Below are 19,364 nucleotides of genomic sequence, written 5' to 3'. Positions count from 1 at the left end.
AGCGGCAAACTTTGTTCGTCCATCGGTCGGCTCCTCTGGGCGCGAATAGAGGCGCCTTGGCTCCAGTCCTGCCGCCCATGCTTGCGTAACCACACCAGCACAGTCGACCGCCCCTGAATCCCGTAGCGCCGTTGAGCCTCTTTATAACTCAACTCGCCTTTTTCGACCTGATCGACGACTGCCAATTTAAAGCCCAGCGTGTAATCTCGCTGGCTGCGCCTTTTCCCCGTATCCATTGGTTCCTCCTGAAGATAAGTCAGAAGGTGTAAACCTTATTCAGGACGAGACACCCAAAACAAAAAGGCCGCATGAAAACCCGAGGGTTGTCATGCGGCCTTTTTTATGTGCAGCGGCTTTTAAGCCTTGGCTGCTGGACGCTTGTCTTCAACCGTCCACTTGCCACCATCGTAATACGCTTTCCAGCCAGTCGGCTTACCGTCGACTTCCGTCTGCACGTATTGCTCTTTGGTCTTGCGGCTGTAACGGATCACTGCTGGCAGACCGTCAGGATCTTTCTTCGGTGCTTCGCAGAGGAAGTGGTACTTCGGATCGATCTCATCCTTGTGCGGCACGATCTCGACGACCAATGGCGCACGGGTCTCGCGGTTTTTCGGGAACTGGCTGGCCGCCAGGAACAGGCCGGAAGCACCGTCACGCAGGATATAGGTGTCGTTGACCTTCTCGCATTTGAGCTCAGGCATCTTCACCGGATCCATCTTCGGCGGCGCCGCATCACCGCTTTTCAGCAGCTTGCGGGTGTTCTTGCAGGTTGCGTTGGTGCAACCGAAGAACTTGCCGAAACGGCCGGTCTTGAGCTGCATCTCGCTGCCGCACTTGTCGCATTCCAGGCTCGGACCTTCGTAGCCCTTGATGCGGTAAGCGCCCTCTTCGATCTCGTAGCCTGCGCAATCCGGGTTGTTACCGCAGATGTGCAGCTTGCGCTTCTCGTCGAGCAGGTAAGCGTCCATCGCCGTGCTGCAGATCGGGCAACGGTGCTTGCCGCGCAGAACCAGCGACTCCGACTCGCCCTCGTCGTCCGCAGCGATTTCGTCGCCCGGCACCAGGTTGACGGTGGCCTTGCAGCGCTCTTTTGGCGGCAGGCTGTAGCCCGAGCAACCGAGGAACACGCCGGTCGATGCAGTACGAATCTGCATCGGACGACCGCACACCACACATGGAATATCAGTCATTACCGGCTGGTTGGCGCGCATGCCGCCTTCGGCGCTTTCGGCCACTTCGAGTTTCTTCTTGAAGTCGCCGTAGAACTCGTCGAGCACGTTTTTCCAGTCGCGCTCGCCCTGGGCCACGTCATCGAGATTCTCTTCCATGCCGGCGGTGAAGCCGTAGTCCATGAGATTGGAGAAGCTCTCGGCCAGACGCTCGGTGACGATGTCGCCCATCTTTTCCGAATAGAAACGACGGTTGTGCAGCGCCACGTAGCCGCGGTCCTGGATGGTCGAAATGATCGCCGCATAGGTCGAAGGACGACCGATGCCGCGTTTTTCCATTTCCTTTACCAGGCTCGCTTCCGAGTAACGCGCCGGCGGCTTGGTGAAGTGCTGGGTCGGATCAAGCTTGATCAGCTTCATCGCATCGCCCTGGGCCATGTCCGGCAGCACATCGTCATCGCCAGGCTTGGTGATTTGCGGCATGACGCGGGTGTAACCGTCGAACTTCAGGATGCGGCCCTTGGCGCGCAACTCGAAGTCACCGGCACCGACGGTGACCGTGGTCGACAGGTATTGGGCCGGCAGCATCTGGCAGGCGAGGAACTGGCGCCAGATCAGCTCGTAAAGCCGCTCGGCATCACGCTCCATGCCCGACAGCTTGCTTGGCTCGGTATTGGCGTCGGACGGACGAATCGCTTCGTGAGCCTCTTGTGCGCCTTCCTTGCTGCTGTAGACGTTCGGGGTTTCCGGCAGGTACTTCTTGCCGAATTCGCCTTCAATATAAGTACGCGCCATCGTCACGGCATCGGCCGAGAGGTTGGTGGAGTCGGTACGCATATAAGTGATGTAGCCGGCTTCGTACAGACGCTGGGCCATCATCATGGTTTTCTTCACACCGAAGCCCAGGCGATTGCTCGCGGCCTGCTGCAGGGTGGAGGTGATGAACGGTGCCGACGGCTTGCTGCTGGTCGGTTTGTCTTCGCGCTTGACGATGCTGTAACTGGAGGCCTTGAGCTTCTCCAGCGCGGCCATGGCCTGGGCTTCGTTGAGCGGCTTGAAGGCTTCGCCTTTCTCGCGAGCCACGTCGAAGCGCACAGTCGCGCCCTTGGCGGTGCCGAGGTCAGCGTGAACTTCCCAGTACTCTTCCGGGTTGAACGCGCGGATTTCACGCTCACGCTCAACCACCAGCTTCACGGCAACCGATTGCACGCGACCGGCGGACAGGCCACGAGCAACCTTGGCCCACAGCAGCGGCGAAACCATGTAACCCACCACGCGGTCGAGGAAGCGACGCGCCTGCTGAGCGTTTACGCGATCGATGTCCAGCTCGCCCGGCTGGGAGAAAGCTTCCTGGATCGCTTTTTTGGTGATTTCGTTGAACACCACGCGCTTGTAGCGGCTGTCGTCACCACCGATGGCTTCGCGCAGGTGCCAGGCAATGGCTTCCCCCTCGCGATCCAAGTCGGTTGCGAGATAGATGGTGTCAGCATCTTTGGCGAGCCGGCGCAGCTCTTCGATAACCTTTTCCTTGCCCGGGAGGATCTCGTACTTGGCTTTCCAGCCATGATCGGGATCGACACCCATGCGCGAGACCAGCTGCTTGCGCGCTTTCTCTTTCGGCGTGAGCACCGGACCTTCGCCTGCGGCGGCCTTGCCACGCTTGGCGGCAGGCTCTTTGCTGGCGCTAGCCGAACCGCTGGTGGGCAGGTCTCGGATATGGCCGATACTCGACTTCACCACGTATTGGTTACCCAGATACTTGTTGATGGTCTTGGCCTTAGCCGGGGATTCCACAATGACCAGCGATTTGCCCATGGATCAGAAAATTCCTGAATTCTAGAAGTGAAAGGCGGTTGGCGCCTGACGCGGCACCGCTATATATAGTGGCTACAAGGTGAGGTCAAGCGCAGGGTTCTGCGCGCACTCCCCTTATGGCTGCGGAAAAATGCTCGGTTCGGCTTGCACCAAAGCAAAGCGTGGCACCTGTTCGCCGTCAACCTCGACCGACTCCAGGAACATGCTCAAGGGACGTACCCAAAAGCCGTAATCGCCATACAGGGCTTGGTAGAAGACCACTTCTTCTTCGGTCTCCGAATGCCGCGCAACACTGAATACGCGGTACTGCGGACCTTTGTAATGTTGGTAGAGCCCAGGTTGTATCGGCATGCTTTGGCCCTCACTCAAATTTTTTCAAAATAAAAACAAAAATAAATCCGGAAAAACAAAAACCGGGGCACTTGGCCCCGGCTTCCATCGACGAAACGCTTAAACGCGTTCGAAGACGGTGGAGATACCTTGGCCGAGACCAATGCACATGGTGGCCACCCCAAAGGTGCCGCCATTCTGCTTCATCACGTTCAGCAAGGTGCCCGAAATACGTGCACCGGAGCAACCGAACGGGTGACCCAGGGCGATCGCGCCGCCGTGCAGGTTAACCTTCTCGTTCATCTTGTCGAGCACTTTCAAATCTTTCAGCACTGGCAGGGCCTGTGCAGCGAAAGCTTCGTTGAGTTCGAAGAAGTCGATATCGTTGATGCCAAGGCCCGCGCGCTTCAATGCTTTCTGCGTTGCCGGTACTGGACCATAGCCCATGATCGCCGGGTCCACACCTGCCACTGCCATCGAGCGAATCACCGCCAGCGGCTGGATGCCCAGGTCCTGGGCACGCTGTGCCGACATCACGATCATGCACGAAGCACCGTCAGTGATCTGCGACGAAGTACCAGCGGTCACGGTGCCGCCCTTCGGATTAAACGCTGGTTTCAGAGCCGCCAGGCTTTCCAGGGTGGTTTCCGGACGAATGGTTTCGTCGTAGTCAAACAGTTTCAGGAAACCGTTCTCGTCGTAGCCCTGCATCGGGATGATTTCGTCCTTGAACTTGCCTTCCACGGTCGCCTTGTGGGCGAGTTGGTGGGAGCGCACGCCAAAGGCGTCCTGCTGTTCGCGAGTAATGCCATGCATTTTGCCGAGCATTTCTGCGGTCAGGCCCATCATGCCCGAGGCTTTCGCCGCGTACAGGGACATGTGCGGGTTCGGATCGACACCGTGCATCATGCTCACATGACCCATATGCTCGACGCCGCCAACGACGAACACGTCACCGTTGCCGGTCATGATCGCTTGCGCGGCAGTGTGCAGCGCACTCATCGACGAGCCACACAGACGGCTGACGGTCTGGCCGGCCGAGGTGTGTGGAATCTGAGTCATCAGGGACGCCATGCGGGCGATGTTCCAGCCCTGCTCCAGGGTCTGGTTAACGCAGCCCCAGATCACGTCTTCGACTTCGCTCGGGTCGACCTTGACGTTGCGTTCCAGCAATTTGCTGATCAGGTGTGCCGACATGTCTTCGGCGCGGGTGTTGCGGTGCATGCCGCCCTTGGAGCGGCCCATCGGCGTACGACCGAAGTCGACAATCACGACGTCTCTAGGATTCAAGCTCATATACTTTCACTCTCGCTCTAGTGTGGGCGCTTAACCGAAGAAGCTCTGACCGTTCTTGGCCATTTCACGCAGCTTCGCGGTCGGGTGGTACAGCGCGCCCAAATCAGCGTACTGGTCAGCCAGGGCAACGAACTCTGCAACACCGATCGAATCGATGTAGCGCAGCGCACCGCCACGGAATGGAGGGAAACCAATACCGTAGACCAGACCCATGTCGGCTTCGGCGGCGGTTTCGACGATGCCGTCTTCCAGGCAGCGCACGGTTTCCAGGCACAGCGGGATCATCATCCAGTTGATGATGTCTTCGTCAGTGACTTCGAGCTGTTGGAAAACGATCGGCTTGAGCACTTCCAGCACCGACGGATCGGCGACTTTCTTCTGCTTGCCGCGCTTGTCGGTCTCGTAGGCGTAGAAACCCTTGCCATTTTTCTGGCCCAGGCGCTTGGCTTCATAGAGCACGTCGACGGCCGAACGGCGATCGTCCTTCATGCGATCCGGGAAGCCTTCAGCCATGACGTCACGACCATGGTGGCCGGTGTCGATGCCGACCACGTCCATCAGGTATGCCGGGCCCATTGGCCAGCCGAACTTCTCCATGACCTTGTCGATGCGGACGAAGTCCACGCCGGCGCTGACCAGCTTGGCGAAACCGCCGAAGTACGGGAACAGCACACGGTTGACCAGGAAGCCCGGGCAGTCGTTGACGACGATCGGGTTCTTGCCCATTTTCTTGGCGTAGGCAACGGTGGTGGCAACGGCCACTTCGCTGGACTTCTCGCCACGGATCACTTCAACCAGCGGCATCATGTGCACCGGGTTGAAGAAGTGCATGCCGACGAAGTTTTCCGGACGCTTGAGGGCTTTGGCCAGCAAGGTGATGGAAATGGTCGAGGTGTTGGACGCCAGAATGGTGTCCTCTTTGACCTTGTCTTCGACTTCGGCCAGAACGGCTTGCTTGACCTTCGGGTTCTCGACCACGGCTTCGACCACCAGATCGACGTGACCGAAATCGCCGTAGGACAGGGTCGGACGAATGCCGTTGAGCACTTCGGCCATCTTCGCCGGGGTCATGCGACCTTTATCAACGCGGCCAACCAGCAGCTTGGCGGCTTCGGCCAGACCTTGCTCGATACCGTGCTCGTTGATGTCCTTCATCAGGATCGGCGTGCCTTTGGAGGCCGACTGATAAGCGATACCGCCACCCATGATGCCGGCGCCCAATACGGCGGCCTGCTTCACTTCCTTGGCGATTTCGTCGTAGGCCTTGGCCTTTTTCTTCAGCTCCTGATCGTTCAGGAACAGACCGATCAAGCTCTGTGCGGCAGATGTCTTGGCCAGTTTGACGAAACCGGCGGCTTCGACTTCCAGGGCCTTGTCACGACCGAAGTTCGCGGCTTTCTGGATGGTCTTGATCGCTTCGACCGGCGCTGGGTAGTTCGGGCCCGCTTGGCCGGCCACGAAACCTTTGGCGGTTTCGAACGACATCATTTGTTCGATGGCGTTGAGCTTGAGCTTTTCGAGCTTCGGCTGACGCTTGGCCTTGTAGTCAAACGTACCGGAGATGGCGCCTTTGATCAGGTTCAGCGCCGCTTCGTGCAACTTCTGCGAGTCGACCACCGCGTCGACGGCACCGACTTTCAGTGCGTCTTCAGCGCGGTTTTCCTTACCGGCGGCAATCCATTCGATGGCGTTGTCGGCACCGATGATGCGCGGCAGGCGCACGGTACCACCGAAGCCTGGGTAGATGCCCAGCTTGACTTCCGGCAGACCGATTTTGGCGGTGCTGGCCATGACGCGGAAATCCGCCGCCAGGCACATTTCCAGACCGCCACCCAGTGCGATGCCATTGATCGCGGCAACAGTCGGGACGTTGAGGTCTTCGAAATCGCTGAAAATCTTGTTGGCTTCGAGGTTGCCAGCAACAAGCTCGGCATCCGGCAGCTTGAAGTTGTCGACGAATTCGGTGATGTCGGCGCCGACGATGAATACGTCCTTGCCACTGCTGACGATCACACCCTTGATCGAAGCATCTGCCTTGATGGTGTCTACAGCCTGACGCAGCTCGTTCAGGGTAAGACGGTTGAACTTGTTGACGGACTCACCCTTGAGGTCGAACTTCAGTTCGACGATGCCACTTTCAAGAGCCTTAACCGTGATGGCTTTACCTTCGTAAATCATCAACTGATCTCCACGATATGGAAGCTGAACAGTACACGTCGGACGCAGGCGGCTGGCTCGGCAGGGACGTTTATCGTCAATGCTAACGCCAACTCACCCGGCACACCCGCCAACGCGATAGTCGGGATTCTGTAGGAGCAGTCTGTAATACAAACGCTCAATTCATACGCCCGTTTGATTTGGGTGTGTCACCTTCACGGAATTTCCGGCAATTGTCAATCGCCCAAAATACTGGTTGAAACGCGACTTTCCGGTCACTTCCGTACCACGAAGCCCTGCAACATGCGGATGCATGTGAGGCCATTCATAGAATCAATAGTTAGAAAAGTCGCCCTAATTCGCGGCAACCTGTGTTTAACAGGCTACGCTGGCGTGACCCTGAAGAAAAAATTTGAAGGCTTTGACGAATGCCCAGCGTAAGATCTGTGCCACAAAGAATTACCGGCCTGCCTGGCCAACCCCAGCCCGATGATGATGTCGGGCTTTTTATTGCCTTCCGTAACAGATCGGGGTTCAGGCGAGCGCCTTGAGCGTAGCGTCGATCTGTTGCAGAACCTCGGCTTCGCCCTTCTCGCCCCAATACAGGGCAATCATTTGCTTGTCTGCCTCGACCTTGTAGACGTTGGCAGGCAGTTTTTCGAAATGATTCAGAAGCACTCCATCCTCGCAGACTTCCTGCCACTGATTGACCCACACACCCGGCGCCTTCTGCCAATAGCTCCAGCACGCTGGCTGAGTGCCACGGCGCGGTCGGTGGTACTGGGCGCAAGGGCTTGGCGGCTCCTGGCTCAGCCAGTGCGGCCACTCCTGGGGCGCCAATTGCATGGCAAGGCCGATGCGCCGCGCCTCCATGCGCAGGGCCATGCGACCGCTCTGGACACGAGACGGTCGCAACCAGGCCAGCGGGCTCAGCACCACCAGCAGGATTGACACCACTATCCAGACCGTCATATCTGTACTCCCGATTCTTGATGAGCCCATTGGGTCACGTTGAAACCAATGCGCTTGAAACCAGCCATACTTACCAATATTGCAATCCTCAGGAGGAGCACCTCATGCCCTACCACCATATTCTGGTCGCTGTAGATCTAACCGAAGAGTGCGATCCTGTAATCCACCGCGCCCGCGAACTTTCGGTGAGCAATGGCGCAAAGCTGTCCCTGGTGCATATCGTCGAGCCGATGGCCATGGCCTTTGGCGGCGACGTGCCGATGGACCTTTCCCAGTTGCAACAGCAACAGTTCGATCAGGCCAAGGAGCGCCTTGAGCGATTGATCCTGAAATACCCGGAGCTCTCCAAGGAATACAGCCACTTGACCTACGGCCAGCCGCGACAGGAGATTCACCATCTCGCCAAGGAGCAAACGTGCGACCTGATCGTGGTGGGCAGTCATGGCCGGCATGGCCTGGCACTGTTGCTCGGCTCCACTGCCAATGACGTGCTGCACGGCGCGCCTTGCGATGTACTTGCCGTGCGCCTGCAAAAAAGCTGACAACAAGCAACAATAAACCCCTTACGAAAAGCCCGGCATTCACACGAGTGAAGCCGGGCTTTTTTATAGCCGGATCAATCAGGCATCCAGTTCGGCCCAGCGCTCGACCATCACGTCGAGTTCAGCCTGTAACTGCTCAAGCTGAGCGATCACTGCAGCCGTCTCGGCAGGAGGACGCTGATAGAAGCCGGCGTCCGCCATCTGCGCTTCAACCACTGCGATCTGCTGCTCCATGGCTTCGATCTGGCCAGGCAAGGCTTCCAGCTCACGCTGCAACTTGTAGCTGAGTTTCTTTTTCGCCACCGGCGCTGGCGTTTCCACTGCAGCAACCGGCGCAGGTTCGGCCGTCACGACAGCCGAATTCAGGTCGGCCTTGCCGGACTTGCTCTCGGTCACACCCAGCAGGCGCGGCGAGCCGCCCTGACGCAGCCAGTCCTGATAACCACCGACGTATTCGCGAACCTTGCCTTCACCTTCGAAGACCAGGGTGCTGGTGACCACGTTGTCGAGGAATGCCCGGTCGTGGCTGACCATCAGCACAGTGCCGTTGAAGGTCAGCAGGACCTCTTCCAGCAGTTCGAGGGTTTCCACGTCGAGGTCGTTGGTCGGTTCGTCGAGCACCAGCAGGTTCGCCGGTTTGCTGAACAGTTTGGCCAGCAGCAGACGCGCACGCTCACCACCGGACAACGCCTTGACCGGCGTGCGGGCACGCTGCGGGCTGAACAGGAAGTCGCCGAGGTAGCTCAGCACGTGACGGCTCTGGCCATCGATATCGATGAAGTCGCGACCTTCAGCGACGTTGTCGATCACGGTCTTTTCCAGGTCCAACTGATGGCGCAACTGGTCGAAATAGGCCACGTCGATGCGCGTCCCCTCTTCCACTGTGCCGCTGGTCGGTTGCAGACCGTTGAGCATCAGCTTCAACAGCGTGGTCTTGCCGGTACCGTTGGCGCCGAGCAGACCGATGCGGTCGCCGCGCTGCAGGACCATCGAGAAATCCTTGATCAGGAACGGGCCGCCCGGGTGAGCGAAACTCACGTTCTCGAGCACCATCACCTGCTTGCCGGACTTGTCGGCGGTATCGAGCTGAATGTTGGCCTTGCCGGTACGCTCGCGACGCTCGCTACGCTCGACGCGCAGGGCTTTCAGTGCACGGACACGGCCTTCGTTACGGGTACGACGCGCCTTGATGCCCTGGCGGATCCAGACTTCTTCCTGGGCCAGTTTTTTATCGAACAGCGCGTTGGCGGTTTCTTCAGCGGCCAGTGTGGCCTCTTTGTGCACGAGGAAGCTGGCATAATCGCCGTTCCAGTCGATCAAGCCGCCGCGATCCAGTTCCAGGATACGGGTTGCAAGGTTCTGCAGGAATGAACGGTCGTGCGTGATGAACAGTACGGCGCCCTGGAAATCCTTCAGCGCTTCTTCAAGCCAGGCGATGGCACCGATGTCCAGGTGGTTGGTCGGTTCGTCGAGCAGCAGCAGGTCCGGTTCGGAAACCAGCGCCTGAGCCAACAGGACGCGACGACGCCAGCCGCCGGACAATTCGGCGAGGGTCTTGTCGGCAGGCAACTGCAGACGGCTCAAGGTGCTGTCGACCAGTTGCTGCAAGCGCCAGCCATCTCGGGCTTCGAGGTCGTGCTGGACGTGCATCAGCTTGTCCAGATCGGCGTCAGTGACGATGTTCTGGCTCAGATGGTGATATTCGGCAAGCAACGCACCAACGCCGTCGAGGCCTTCGGCGACCACGTCGAACACGGTCCGCTCGTCGGCTACCGGCAATTCTTGCGGCAATTCACCAATCTTGAGGCCAGGTGCGCGCCAAACGGAGCCATCGTCGGGCTTCTGGTCGCCCTTGACGAGCTTCATCATGCTGGACTTGCCAGTGCCGTTGCGGCCGATGATGCACACCCGCTCACCACGGGCGATCTGCCAGGACACCTTGTCCAACAACGGCATAGCGCCGAAAGCAAGGGACACATCGCTGAATTTGAGCAGGGTCATGAGCTTCTCCAAAAACCGGGCGCGCATTCTACCTGACTTGAGGCTACAGAAGGCCGGCAATTTCAATGTCGAAGCACTCTGCACAACAATTGTTGCGAACTTATGCTGGCATGTCGGCAAAGCTTTCACCCGCTGCTGGCAAAAGGCTAAGCTACATATAATTAGGTGCCGGTCTTACCAGCACTTGTCATGATTTTTCTGCCCGGATGTCTCATGCGCAGTCGCCTTTTCAGTCTTTTTTCGTGTTTGCTTCTTACAGCCGCTGCCGTTCAATCCGCCCAGGCGGTAGACCTGTCTACCCAACGCCAGTATTACGACGAAGCCAAGCGTGCCTTGGCCAAGGGCGATTCCGGCCCTTATTTCCGTTATAGCCAGGCGCTCAGCGATTATCCGCTGACCCCCTACCTGGCTTATGACGAACTGACCGCGCGGCTGAAAACCGCAAACAATGCCGAAATCGAGAACTTCCTCGCCGAACACGGCGACCTGCCACAAGCCAACTGGATGAAATTGCGCTGGTTGCGCTGGCTGGCCGAACGCGGCGATTGGGAAACGTTCGTCAAATATTATGACCCCAAGCTCAATTTCACCGAACTGGACTGCCTGAACGCGCAGTATCAGATCAGCCATAACCGTAAGACCGAAGGTTACGCCAACGCCGACAAACTCTGGCTGAGCGGCAAAACCCGGCCCGAGGCATGCGATGCAGTGTTCGGCATGTGGGCCGCCGATGGTCAACTGACTGAACAGAAACGCTGGGAACGCACCAAGCTCGCCGCCCAGGCCGGCAACTACCCGCTGGCCAACAGCCTGATCAATGGCCTGACGACCCTCGCCCCGCGCGGTCGCCTGCTGGTGGATGTGGCGCAGAAACCCGAACTGCTGAATCAGCCCTCGCGCTTTACCCCGGCCGATGAGCCGATGTCCGACATCGTCAGCCTTGGCCTGCGCCGCCTGGCCCGTCAGGATCCGGACAGGGCCATGGCCCTGCTCGACGGCTACGCCAGCAGCATGCACTTCTCCCGGGACGAAAAAGTCGCGATCGCCCGGGAAATCGGGCTGACCCTCGCTCGACGTTTCGACAGTCGCGCGCTGGACGTGATGACCAAATACGACCCGGAGCTGCGGGACAACACCGTTTCGGAATGGCGTTTGCGCCTGCTGTTGCGTCTGGCCCGCTGGGACGATGCCTATCAGTTGACCCGCCGCCTGCCTCAGGACCTGGCCACCACCAACCGTTGGCGTTATTGGCAGGCTCGCACCCTGGAGTTGGCGCAGCCACAGAATCCGCAAGCGCAAACGCTTTACAAGGGCCTGGCTCGCGAACGCGACTTCTACGGTTTCCTGGCGGCCGACCGTTCGCAATCACCTTATTCGCTGATCAACAAACCGCTGGTGCTCAGCCAGGCGCTGATCAACAAGGTGCGCAATACCCCCGGTGTGCGCCGCGCGCTGGAATTCCATGCACGCGGGCAGATCGTCGACGGCCGACGCGAGTGGTACCACGTCAGCCGGCACTTCAGCCGTGATGAAATGGTTGCCCAGGCGAAACTGGCTTACGACCTGAAATGGTATTTCCCGGCGATCCGCACCATCAGTCAGGCGCAGTACTGGGACGACCTGGACATCCGCTTCCCGATGGCTCACCGCGATACCCTGGTGCGTGAAGCCAAGGTCCGTGGCCTGCACTCGAGCTGGGTGTTCGCGATCACTCGCCAGGAAAGCGCCTTCATGGACGACGCCCGTTCCGGCGTTGGCGCCAGCGGCCTGATGCAACTGATGCCCGGCACCGCCAAGGAAACCGCGCGCAAGTTCAGCATTCCCCTGGCCTCGCCGCAGCAAGTGCTCGATCCGGACAAGAATATCCAGCTCGGCGCCGCTTATCTGAGCCAGGTCCATAGCCAGTTCAACGGCAACCGCGTGCTCGCCTCCGCTGCCTACAACGCCGGCCCCGGCCGCGTGCGTCAATGGCTGCGCGGCGCCGACCACCTGAGCTTCGATGTGTGGGTGGAAAGCATCCCGTTCGACGAAACCCGCCAGTACGTGCAGAACGTGCTGTCGTATTCGGTGATCTACGGCCAGAAGCTCAATTCACCGCAGCCGCTGGTGGATTGGCATGAACGTTACTTTGACGATCAATGAGCCTGCTTTGAAACGCTGACAAAAATGCCCGCATCGATTGATGCGGGCTTTTTTTATGGTGCTCGACTTGGTCGGTTACTTATTCGGTTACTTGGTCGGCTGGGGCATGGAGCCCATCACTAAACTGCAACGCAGCCAATCGCGCATACAACGCATTGCTCGCAATCAACTCCTGATGCGTCCCCACCGCCACCAGTTTCCCTTGGTCCATCACCGCGATTCGGTCAGCGTTTTTCACTGTCGCCAGTCGATGGGCGATGACCAGTGTGGTGCGGTTTTTCATCAGGCTGGGCAGGGCTTGCTGGATCAGGTGCTCGCTCTGGGCGTCGAGGGCGCTGGTGGCTTCGTCGAGCAGCAGGATCGGCGCGTCCACCAGCAGCGCCCGGGCGATCGCCAGGCGTTGGCGTTGACCGCCAGACAAACCGAGACCCGCGTCGCCGAGGTGGGTCTGGTAGCCGTTGGGCATTTGCTCGATGAAGTCGTGGGCGTAGGCAATTTTGGCGGCTTCCTGGACCTGGGCCAAAGTCGCCGTCGGGTGGCCGTAGCGAATGTTCTCTTCGATGCTGCCGAAGAACAGCGCCGGGGTTTGCGAGACGAGGGCGAAGCAGCGACGCAGGTCCAGAGGGTCGAGTTGGGTCAGCGGCACACCGTCCAGCAGGATGCGTCCTTCAGCGGGGTCGTAAAAGCGCAACAGCAGGTCATACACCGTCGATTTGCCGGCACCTGACGGCCCGACCAGAGCGAGCGTTTCGCCGGCATTGATCGTCAGACTCAAACCATCGACGGCATAGCTCTCAGGACGCGACGGGTAGGAAAAGCGCACATCTTGCAGCGCCAGATCGCCCTTCACCCGTTCAGGCAGGGTCACCAACCCATGGGTCGGTGGCTGGATGATGTTTTCCGAACGCAACAGCTCGGCAATCCGCTCCGCCGCCCCTGCTGCTCGCTGCAGTTCGCCGATCACTTCACTCAATGTGCCGAAGGCGCCACCGACGATCAGGCTGTAAAAGACGAACGCTGCCAACTCACCCGCGGAAATCCGCCCGGCAATGACGTCCATTCCGCCGACCCAGAGCATCACCCCGACCGCGCCCAACACCAGCAGGATCACCAGGGTGATCAACCAGGCTCGCTGGAAAATGCGTTTGCGGGCGGTACTGAAAGCCTCTTCCACGGTCGCGGCAAAACGCTGCTCGTCCTGCACCTGATGGTTGTAGGCCTGCACGGTTTTGATCTGACTCAGGGTTTCGGAAACATAACTGCCGATATCGGCAACCCGATCCTGGCTCTGGCGCGACAGGGTGCGTACCCGGCGGCCAAAGATCAGGATCGGCGCAACCACCAACGGCAACGCGACCACTACGATGCTGGTCAGCTTGGGGTTGGTGATAAACAACAAGACAATCCCGCCGATCACCATCAGCCCGTTGCGCAGGAACAGCGATAGCGAAGAGCCGATCACCGATTGCAGCAGCGTGGTGTCGGCAGTCAGTCGTGACTGGATCTCGGAGCTGCGGTTGTCTTCATAAAAGCCCGGATGCAGATAGACCAGGTGATTGAACACCCGACGGCGGATGTCCGCGACAACGCGCTCGCCGATCCACGACACCAGGTAAAAGCGCACAAAAGTGCCGATCGCCAGACCGATCACCAGCAACATGAACAGGCCGATGGATTGATTGAGCAAATGCGTGGACTGGGTCATGAAACCCTGATCCACCAACAGGCGAATCCCCTGCCCCATGGACAAGGTGATGCCGGCAGTGACAATTAACGCCAGCAAGGCGCCTAAGGCCGGCCAGCGATAAGGCGTGATGAAACGGCTGGCCAGGCGAATGGCGCGGCGGTGACGGGCAGAGAGCATGAAGATCATCCGATGATGCAACCAATGGGTTTTGACCCGATCAAGCCTACACCGGTCAATCGGCTTGAACGCTGTAAATCACAATGAGTAACGTTAATTATGACCACCAAGACTAGTGGCTAGAGGTTATTGGTCTAAAGTCCGGGTGGAAACATCAGGGTATTTCTGATGGACTGAAGATGCCGACCTGAAAGATCGCAGGGAATTGTCACAGCCCGGTCACCTGGCGGTTTTACAGTAAGCGCACAACCTGATGAGGAGACAGGCCATGTCCTTGCAAAACAGCAGCGATGACAAGATTCAAGTGATCCGCACACAGCCAGACCAGTCTCTGGGTTGCTCGATTATCGATGAGGATGGGCGTGAAGTACCGATCACTGAAAGCATGATCCAGGACGCTTGTCGCGAACTGGAAAAGCGATTGGTCAAGCCTGCCGAACAAAAGTGATATAGCCACCGTCTTCTTGACCCGGCCCTGTTGGCCGGGTTTTTTATGGGTGCCTGTTTTGTGTGGCTTTGTAGGGATCCGGTCAGTTTTCTAGGCCGAGGTTGCGCCTAAGGCCACCACGATCTGCTGCAACGCCGGCGAATCCCCTTCAATTCGCACTTTCAACCCATCGATCTCACGCCGCAGCGGGTAATGCTTGCGCAGCGCATCGAACGCCGCACGCTGTTCACTCACATTGCCTACGAGGCTGCGACGGAAATCCGCGTCGTCACGGCGCGGGTCGTACACGCCACGGCACAACATCGCCAGCGCCCAGGCCGGATCGGTATCAGTATTCAACGTAACAGCCGACAGCCATGGCGCTGGCAGCAAATCGTTCAGGCTGACCTGTTCCGGTTGCCCAAGAAATTTGCAAAACGCCTGATAGATCTGCGCCGTCCCACGCTGTTTGCCGTCGAGGCTGTAGCCGGCAATGTGCGGCGTCGCGATGACACACAACTCCGCCAGCGCTACATCGACTTCAGGCTCAGCCTCCCAGACATCCAGCACCGCTTGCAGATCTTCACGTTGCAACAGCACCTGACGCAGGGCAGCGTTGTCGATCACCGGGCCACGACTTGCGTTGATCAGCCAGGTGCCGGGTTTGAGTTGGTTTAAACGGTTTTTATCGAACAGATGCCAGGTTGCCTGAGGGCCTTGCTTGTCTAGCGGCGTGTGCAGGCTGACGACATCGCATTGCTCGATGATCTGCTCGAGACTGACGTAATCGCCCCCTTCAGCGGCTTGCCGTGGCGGATCGCAAACCAGCACATTCCAGCCCAGGCCTTGCAGAACCTTGACCAGCCGCCCGCCCACCTCGCCGGCGCCGACCACGCCGTAAGTGCGCTGAGCCAGGTCGACCCCTTCGATTTCGGCCAGGGTCAACAGACTGCCCAGCACGTAATCGACCACACCCCGGGCATTGCAGCCTGGCGCGCTGGACCAGGTGATGCCGGCCTGCTGAAAGTAGTCCAGGTCCAGATGATCGGTGCCGATGGTGCACGTGCCGACAAAGCGCACTTTGCTGCCTTCGAGCAATGCACGGTTGACGTTGGTCACTGAGCGCACCAGCAGTACATCAGCCTGCTCGACGGTGGCGCGGTCGATGGAACGTCCCGGCACTCGGCGGATTTCACCGAAACCTTCGAAGAAGGCATCGAGCAACGGGATATTTTCGTCGGCAACAATCAACATGGCAGGCTCCTTTGGCGGACCGGCAGTTTAGGCGCAGATGGAGGTGATGGGCCAGCAGGTATTAAGCACCTTAGTCGCCCCCCTGTGGCGAGGGAGCTTGCTCCCGTCCGGCTGCAAAGCAGTCGCAAAGACTGATGCCGCGGTGTGTCTGAAGGAACTGGACAGCTGCTTTTGGGGCTGCTGCGCAGCCCAGCGGGAGCAAGCTCCCTCGCCACAGGGAGTGGGGGATGCCTGCAAAACCGATTACAAATCCGCAACACAGGATTTTTCCTGACCATTGCGTCAAGGCGTAGAATGCGCCGCCTCGCGCATCAAAATCCTTTGGACGTTTCGCCTTGAATTCCGTGACTGACCCCACCGCCGCTATTTCCCTCAACCGCCCGGCCCGGGTTCGCCTGGAGCTGAAAAACCTGCTCGGCCTGGCGTTGCCGATCATGATCGCGCAACTGGCGACCACCGCCATGGGCTTCGTCGATGCGGTGATGGCGGGACGGGTCGGGCCTCGCGATCTTGCGGCCGTCGCGCTGGGCAACTCGATCTGGGTGCCGGTGTTTCTGTTGATGACCGGTACGCTGCTGGCCACCACCCCGAAAGTCGCTCAGCGCTTCGGTGCCGGCACTCACAGCGAGATTGGCCCGATCGTGCGTCAGGCCTTGTGGTTGGCGCTGGTGGTGGGTTTGATGGCGACCGGCCTACTGTTCAGCGCCGAACCGATCCTGCATTTCATGAAGGTCGATCCCGAGCTGATCGGCCCGTGCATGCAGTACCTGCACGGCATCGCCAGCGGCCTGCCCGCCGTCGCGTTCTATCACGTATTGCGCTGTTTCAGTGATGGCCTGGGTCGCACGCGTCCGGCCATGGTCCTTGGTTTGTGCGGGCTGGCGCTGAACATTCCGCTCAATTACATTTTCATCTATGGCCACTTTGGTGTGCCGGCGATGGGCGGTGTCGGCTGCGGCTGGGCCACGGCAATCGTGATGTGGGTGATGGCGCTGGGGATGGCCGGCTGGGAACGCTGGGCACCGGCCTATCAGTCGAGCCAGTTGTTCAGCCGTTTCGACTGGCCCCAGTGGGCGGTGATCAAACGCTTGCTGGGCATCGGCCTGCCGATCGGCATCGCCGTTTTCGCCGAGTCGAGCATCTTTGCGGTGATCGCCCTGCTGATCGGCAGCCTCGGCGCCACGGTGGTCGCCGGGCACCAGATCGCCCTGAATTTCAGCTCACTGGTGTTCATGATCCCCTACTCCCTGGGCATGGCCGTGACCGTGCGGGTCGGCCAGGCACTGGGCCGCGAAGAACCACGCGAAGCACGCTTCGCCGCCGGAGTCGGCATGGGCACGGCACTGGCTTATGCGTGTATTTCCGCAAGCATGATGCTGTTGCTGCGTGAACCCATCGCCGCGATCTACACCGCCGACCCGACGGTGATTCACGTGGCCGCGATGCTGATTGTGTACTCGGCGCTGTTCCAGTTTTCCGATGCGATCCAGGTGACGGCGGCCGGTGCACTGCGCGGCTATCAAGACACGCGAGTGACGATGATCCTGACGCTGTTCGCTTATTGGGGCATCGGTTTGCCGGTGGGTTACGCCTTGGGCCTGACCGATTGGTTCGGCGCGCCGAGCGGCCCGAGCGGGCTGTGGCAGGGTTTGATCGTCGGTTTGAGTTGCGCGGCGCTGATGCTGTCGATCCGCCTGGCGCGCAGCGCACGCAAGCGGATCCGCATCAGCCGTTCGGCCGGTTAAGCGAGCGCAAAAAAAGGGCCTGCACATGCAGGCCTTTTTTGTGCCCGTTAAGCGAGCTTCTTGCGGATCCAGTACAGGTAGGTGCCTGCCTCTTCGTGCTGCGCCACCAACTCGTGGTCGAGGAACACGCAGAACTTGGGAATGTCGCGACGGGTCGACGGGTCAGTGGCGATCACCTTCAGCAGGCCGCCAGGCACCAGGTCACGGATGTGCTGGTGCAGCATCATCACCGGTTCCGGGCAATTGAGGCCGGTGGCATCGAGGGTGCCGTCAACCGGCGTATCGATCATTTCACTCATGGTTTACTCCTGAAACTTGCCGGCATTGTCGCGCATTGCCGGGTGTTCGGTCACCTATGGGAGCGGGACCGTATGAATCAGCGGGATTTCGGTTTTTTCACGTCAAGCCGGCGCAAATGGCAGGTCACTTCTTCACGGTCGTGATACAGCTGCTTGCAGCCGATTTCAACCCGAATGCCCCGCGCCTTGAACCCCTCGGCAATACGCTCCAGCAAGCGCTTCACTTCGGCATAACGCTGTTTCATCGGCAGCTTGAGGTTGACCACCGCTTCCCGGCAATGCCCCTCGCCAATCCATTCTTCCAGCATCGCCGCGTTGCGCGCCGGCTTCTCGACGATGTCGCAGACCATCCAGTCCACCGGCTGTTTGGGCTTGAAGGTGAAACCGTCGGCCATCAAGTGCTGCACCAGACCGGTGTCCATCAGGCTTTCGGCCATCGGGCCGTTGTCGATGGCGGTCACCAGCATGCCGCGGTTGACCAGTTGCCAGGTCCAGCCGCCAGGGGCGGCGCCGAGGTCGACACCGGTCATGTCGCTGTGCAGACGCTCATCCCACTGGTCGCGGGGAATGAAGTGATGCCAGGCCTCTTCCAGCTTCAACGTCGAACGGCTCGGCGCTTCACGGGGGAACTTCAGGCGCGGAATGCCCATCGGCCACATCGCCGAGTTGTTCGACTCCGCCAGCCCCATGAACACTTCGCGGCCGCTCTTGAAGGTCAGCAGCAGACGCGGCTTGTTGGGGTCTTCCACCAGTTTGCCGGCCGCCATCAACGCCTTGCGCAGGTGCACTTCAAACTTCTTGCAGAAGTTCGACAGCTCTTTGCCATCGTTGGTGTCGACCATTTCCAGCCACAGGCTGCCGCACAGTGGGAAGTCCGCCATGTGGGCGAGGATCACGCTGATGCGGTCGGTTTCCGGCAGATCAATAAAGATCCCACGGGCCCACTGGCGCGGGAAGATCAGGTCGGCGAAACGCTGGCCACGCATCAGGCGTTCGGCACCGTCTTCTTCGGTGCAGATGAATTCGGCATAGGCGCTGGCGGTTTTGGCCTTGGCATAACCGGCCACGTTCAGCCGCGCGGCATGTTCGGAAATCTCGGAACAGACTTCGCCTTCGAAGCCCGGTCGGCAATGCATAAAGAGGGTGTTCATTCTTACTCCTGGGCAGTTGGCGGAAAAATTGCGCCACTGCGCGATGCCCAGGCTTGCGTTGAAGCAAAGCCTGTCACGAAAACCGGCGCATGATAGCCGAGTTCGGAACCTTGGACTTGCCCTTAGGGTCCAGTTATTAGCCTTAAGCACCAAACAGGACTAGGTTTAAACCTCTGCCCGTCCCTCAGTCCGTAGCCGTG

15 protein-coding genes are annotated in these 19,364 nt (G+C 59.4%); 4 read left to right on the top strand and 11 right to left on the bottom strand.

The window, feature by feature from the left end:
* From F475_RS21670 to F475_RS21640, 6 genes are all read right to left on the bottom strand, one after another.
* Positions 1–236, bottom strand: a 236-nt coding sequence (locus tag F475_RS21670) for a helix-turn-helix domain-containing protein (RefSeq protein WP_146602949.1), incomplete at its 3' end; no start/stop codon positions are given.
* 120 nt (positions 237–356) lie between these two features.
* The gene (gene topA, locus F475_RS21665; protein ID WP_018925317.1) at positions 357–2,984 is read right to left on the bottom strand and encodes a type I DNA topoisomerase; all 2,628 of its coding nucleotides are present in this window, start codon (positions 2,982–2,984) and stop codon (positions 357–359) included.
* 114 nt (positions 2,985–3,098) lie between these two features.
* Entirely contained in the window at positions 3,099–3,335 is a 237-nt protein-coding gene (locus tag F475_RS21660; RefSeq protein WP_007933188.1) for a DUF1653 domain-containing protein, read from the bottom strand.
* Between the two features lie 99 nt (positions 3,336–3,434).
* Positions 3,435–4,610 carry an acetyl-CoA C-acyltransferase FadA gene (gene fadA / locus F475_RS21655; RefSeq protein WP_007933190.1) on the bottom strand — a complete coding sequence of 392 codons (1,176 nt, stop codon included), beginning with the start codon at positions 4,608–4,610 and terminating at the stop codon, positions 3,435–3,437.
* 30 nt (positions 4,611–4,640) lie between these two features.
* Positions 4,641–6,788 (bottom strand): fatty acid oxidation complex subunit alpha FadB, encoded by a 2,148-nt coding sequence (fadB, locus tag F475_RS21650; RefSeq protein WP_018925315.1) that lies wholly within the window; start codon positions 6,786–6,788, stop codon positions 4,641–4,643.
* Positions 6,789–7,301: 513 nt separating this feature from the next.
* The gene (locus tag F475_RS21640) at positions 7,302–7,739 is read right to left on the bottom strand and encodes a hypothetical protein (RefSeq protein WP_007933194.1); all 438 of its coding nucleotides are present in this window, start codon (positions 7,737–7,739) and stop codon (positions 7,302–7,304) included.
* A 104-nt stretch (positions 7,740–7,843) separates the two neighbouring features.
* On the opposite strand from F475_RS21640, the gene F475_RS21635 reads away from it, so the two are divergent.
* Positions 7,844–8,281: a universal stress protein gene (locus tag F475_RS21635; RefSeq protein WP_007933196.1), complete on the top strand. Its 438-nt coding sequence runs from the start codon at positions 7,844–7,846 to the stop codon at positions 8,279–8,281.
* Positions 8,282–8,359: 78 nt separating this feature from the next.
* Here the strand turns inward: F475_RS21635 and F475_RS21630 are convergent, their stop codons facing one another.
* Complete coding sequence (locus F475_RS21630; protein WP_018925314.1) at positions 8,360–10,282, bottom strand: ATP-binding cassette domain-containing protein; 1,923 nt, start codon at positions 10,280–10,282, stop codon at positions 8,360–8,362.
* Positions 10,283–10,495: 213 nt separating this feature from the next.
* Between F475_RS21630 and F475_RS21620 the strand changes: the two genes are divergently transcribed.
* Positions 10,496–12,424 carry a transglycosylase SLT domain-containing protein gene (locus F475_RS21620; RefSeq protein WP_086945120.1) on the top strand — a complete coding sequence of 643 codons (1,929 nt, stop codon included), beginning with the start codon at positions 10,496–10,498 and terminating at the stop codon, positions 12,422–12,424.
* A 79-nt stretch (positions 12,425–12,503) separates the two neighbouring features.
* Here the strand turns inward: F475_RS21620 and F475_RS21615 are convergent, their stop codons facing one another.
* Positions 12,504–14,288 carry an ABC transporter transmembrane domain-containing protein gene (locus F475_RS21615; RefSeq protein ID WP_111454693.1) on the bottom strand — a complete coding sequence of 595 codons (1,785 nt, stop codon included), beginning with the start codon at positions 14,286–14,288 and terminating at the stop codon, positions 12,504–12,506.
* Positions 14,289–14,556: 268 nt separating this feature from the next.
* Here F475_RS21615 and F475_RS21610 point away from each other — a divergent pair, with 268 nt between their 5' ends.
* Positions 14,557–14,736 (top strand): PA1571 family protein, encoded by a 180-nt coding sequence (locus F475_RS21610; protein ID WP_018925311.1) that lies wholly within the window; start codon positions 14,557–14,559, stop codon positions 14,734–14,736.
* 90 nt (positions 14,737–14,826) lie between these two features.
* Here the strand turns inward: F475_RS21610 and pdxB are convergent, their stop codons facing one another.
* A complete protein-coding gene (pdxB, locus tag F475_RS21605; RefSeq protein ID WP_111454689.1) occupies positions 14,827–15,969 on the bottom strand; it encodes a 4-phosphoerythronate dehydrogenase PdxB in 1,143 nt (380 codons plus the stop codon).
* 335 nt (positions 15,970–16,304) lie between these two features.
* Here pdxB and F475_RS21595 point away from each other — a divergent pair, with 335 nt between their 5' ends.
* Entirely contained in the window at positions 16,305–17,714 is a 1,410-nt protein-coding gene (locus tag F475_RS21595) for an MATE family efflux transporter (RefSeq protein WP_064619104.1), read from the top strand.
* 47 nt (positions 17,715–17,761) lie between these two features.
* Here F475_RS21595 and tusA read toward each other — a convergent pair whose 3' ends face one another.
* Together tusA and rlmM are read right to left on the bottom strand one after the other, a co-directional pair.
* Complete coding sequence (gene tusA, locus F475_RS21590) at positions 17,762–18,013, bottom strand: sulfurtransferase TusA (protein ID WP_007907805.1); 252 nt, start codon at positions 18,011–18,013, stop codon at positions 17,762–17,764.
* 77 nt (positions 18,014–18,090) lie between these two features.
* Positions 18,091–19,164: a 23S rRNA (cytidine(2498)-2'-O)-methyltransferase RlmM gene (rlmM, locus tag F475_RS21585; RefSeq protein WP_018925308.1), complete on the bottom strand. Its 1,074-nt coding sequence runs from the start codon at positions 19,162–19,164 to the stop codon at positions 18,091–18,093.
* Positions 19,165–19,364: the final 200 nt, after the last annotated feature.

The sequence above is a fragment of the Pseudomonas sp. URMO17WK12:I6 genome, from assembly GCF_003253625.1.
In the GTDB taxonomy this organism is placed as follows: domain Bacteria; phylum Pseudomonadota; class Gammaproteobacteria; order Pseudomonadales; family Pseudomonadaceae; genus Aquipseudomonas.
The sequence above is the reverse complement of the archived record's forward strand: the minus strand, read 5'-3'. Positions and strand labels throughout refer to the sequence as shown.

Excerpts from the sequence above, each read along its gene's own strand:
- topA (WP_018925317.1), bottom strand. The coding sequence starts at position 2,984 with ATGGGCAAATCGCTGGTCATTGTGGAATCCCCGGCTAAGGCCAAGACC.
- F475_RS21660 (WP_007933188.1), bottom strand. The coding sequence starts at position 3,335 with ATGCCGATACAACCTGGGCTCTACCAACATTACAAAGGTCCGCAGTAC.
- fadA (WP_007933190.1), bottom strand. The coding sequence starts at position 4,610 with ATGAGCTTGAATCCTAGAGACGTCGTGATTGTCGACTTCGGTCGTACG.
- fadB (WP_018925315.1), bottom strand. The coding sequence starts at position 6,788 with ATGATTTACGAAGGTAAAGCCATCACGGTTAAGGCTCTTGAAAGTGGC.
- F475_RS21640 (WP_007933194.1), bottom strand. The coding sequence starts at position 7,739 with ATGACGGTCTGGATAGTGGTGTCAATCCTGCTGGTGGTGCTGAGCCCG.
- F475_RS21635 (WP_007933196.1), top strand. The coding sequence starts at position 7,844 with ATGCCCTACCACCATATTCTGGTCGCTGTAGATCTAACCGAAGAGTGC.
- F475_RS21630 (WP_018925314.1), bottom strand. The coding sequence starts at position 10,282 with ATGACCCTGCTCAAATTCAGCGATGTGTCCCTTGCTTTCGGCGCTATG.
- F475_RS21620 (WP_086945120.1), top strand. The coding sequence starts at position 10,496 with ATGCGCAGTCGCCTTTTCAGTCTTTTTTCGTGTTTGCTTCTTACAGCC.
- F475_RS21615 (WP_111454693.1), bottom strand. The coding sequence starts at position 14,288 with ATGCTCTCTGCCCGTCACCGCCGCGCCATTCGCCTGGCCAGCCGTTTC.
- F475_RS21610 (WP_018925311.1), top strand. The coding sequence starts at position 14,557 with ATGTCCTTGCAAAACAGCAGCGATGACAAGATTCAAGTGATCCGCACA.
- pdxB (WP_111454689.1), bottom strand. The coding sequence starts at position 15,969 with ATGTTGATTGTTGCCGACGAAAATATCCCGTTGCTCGATGCCTTCTTC.
- tusA (WP_007907805.1), bottom strand. The coding sequence starts at position 18,013 with ATGAGTGAAATGATCGATACGCCGGTTGACGGCACCCTCGATGCCACC.
- rlmM (WP_018925308.1), bottom strand. The coding sequence starts at position 19,164 with ATGAACACCCTCTTTATGCATTGCCGACCGGGCTTCGAAGGCGAAGTC.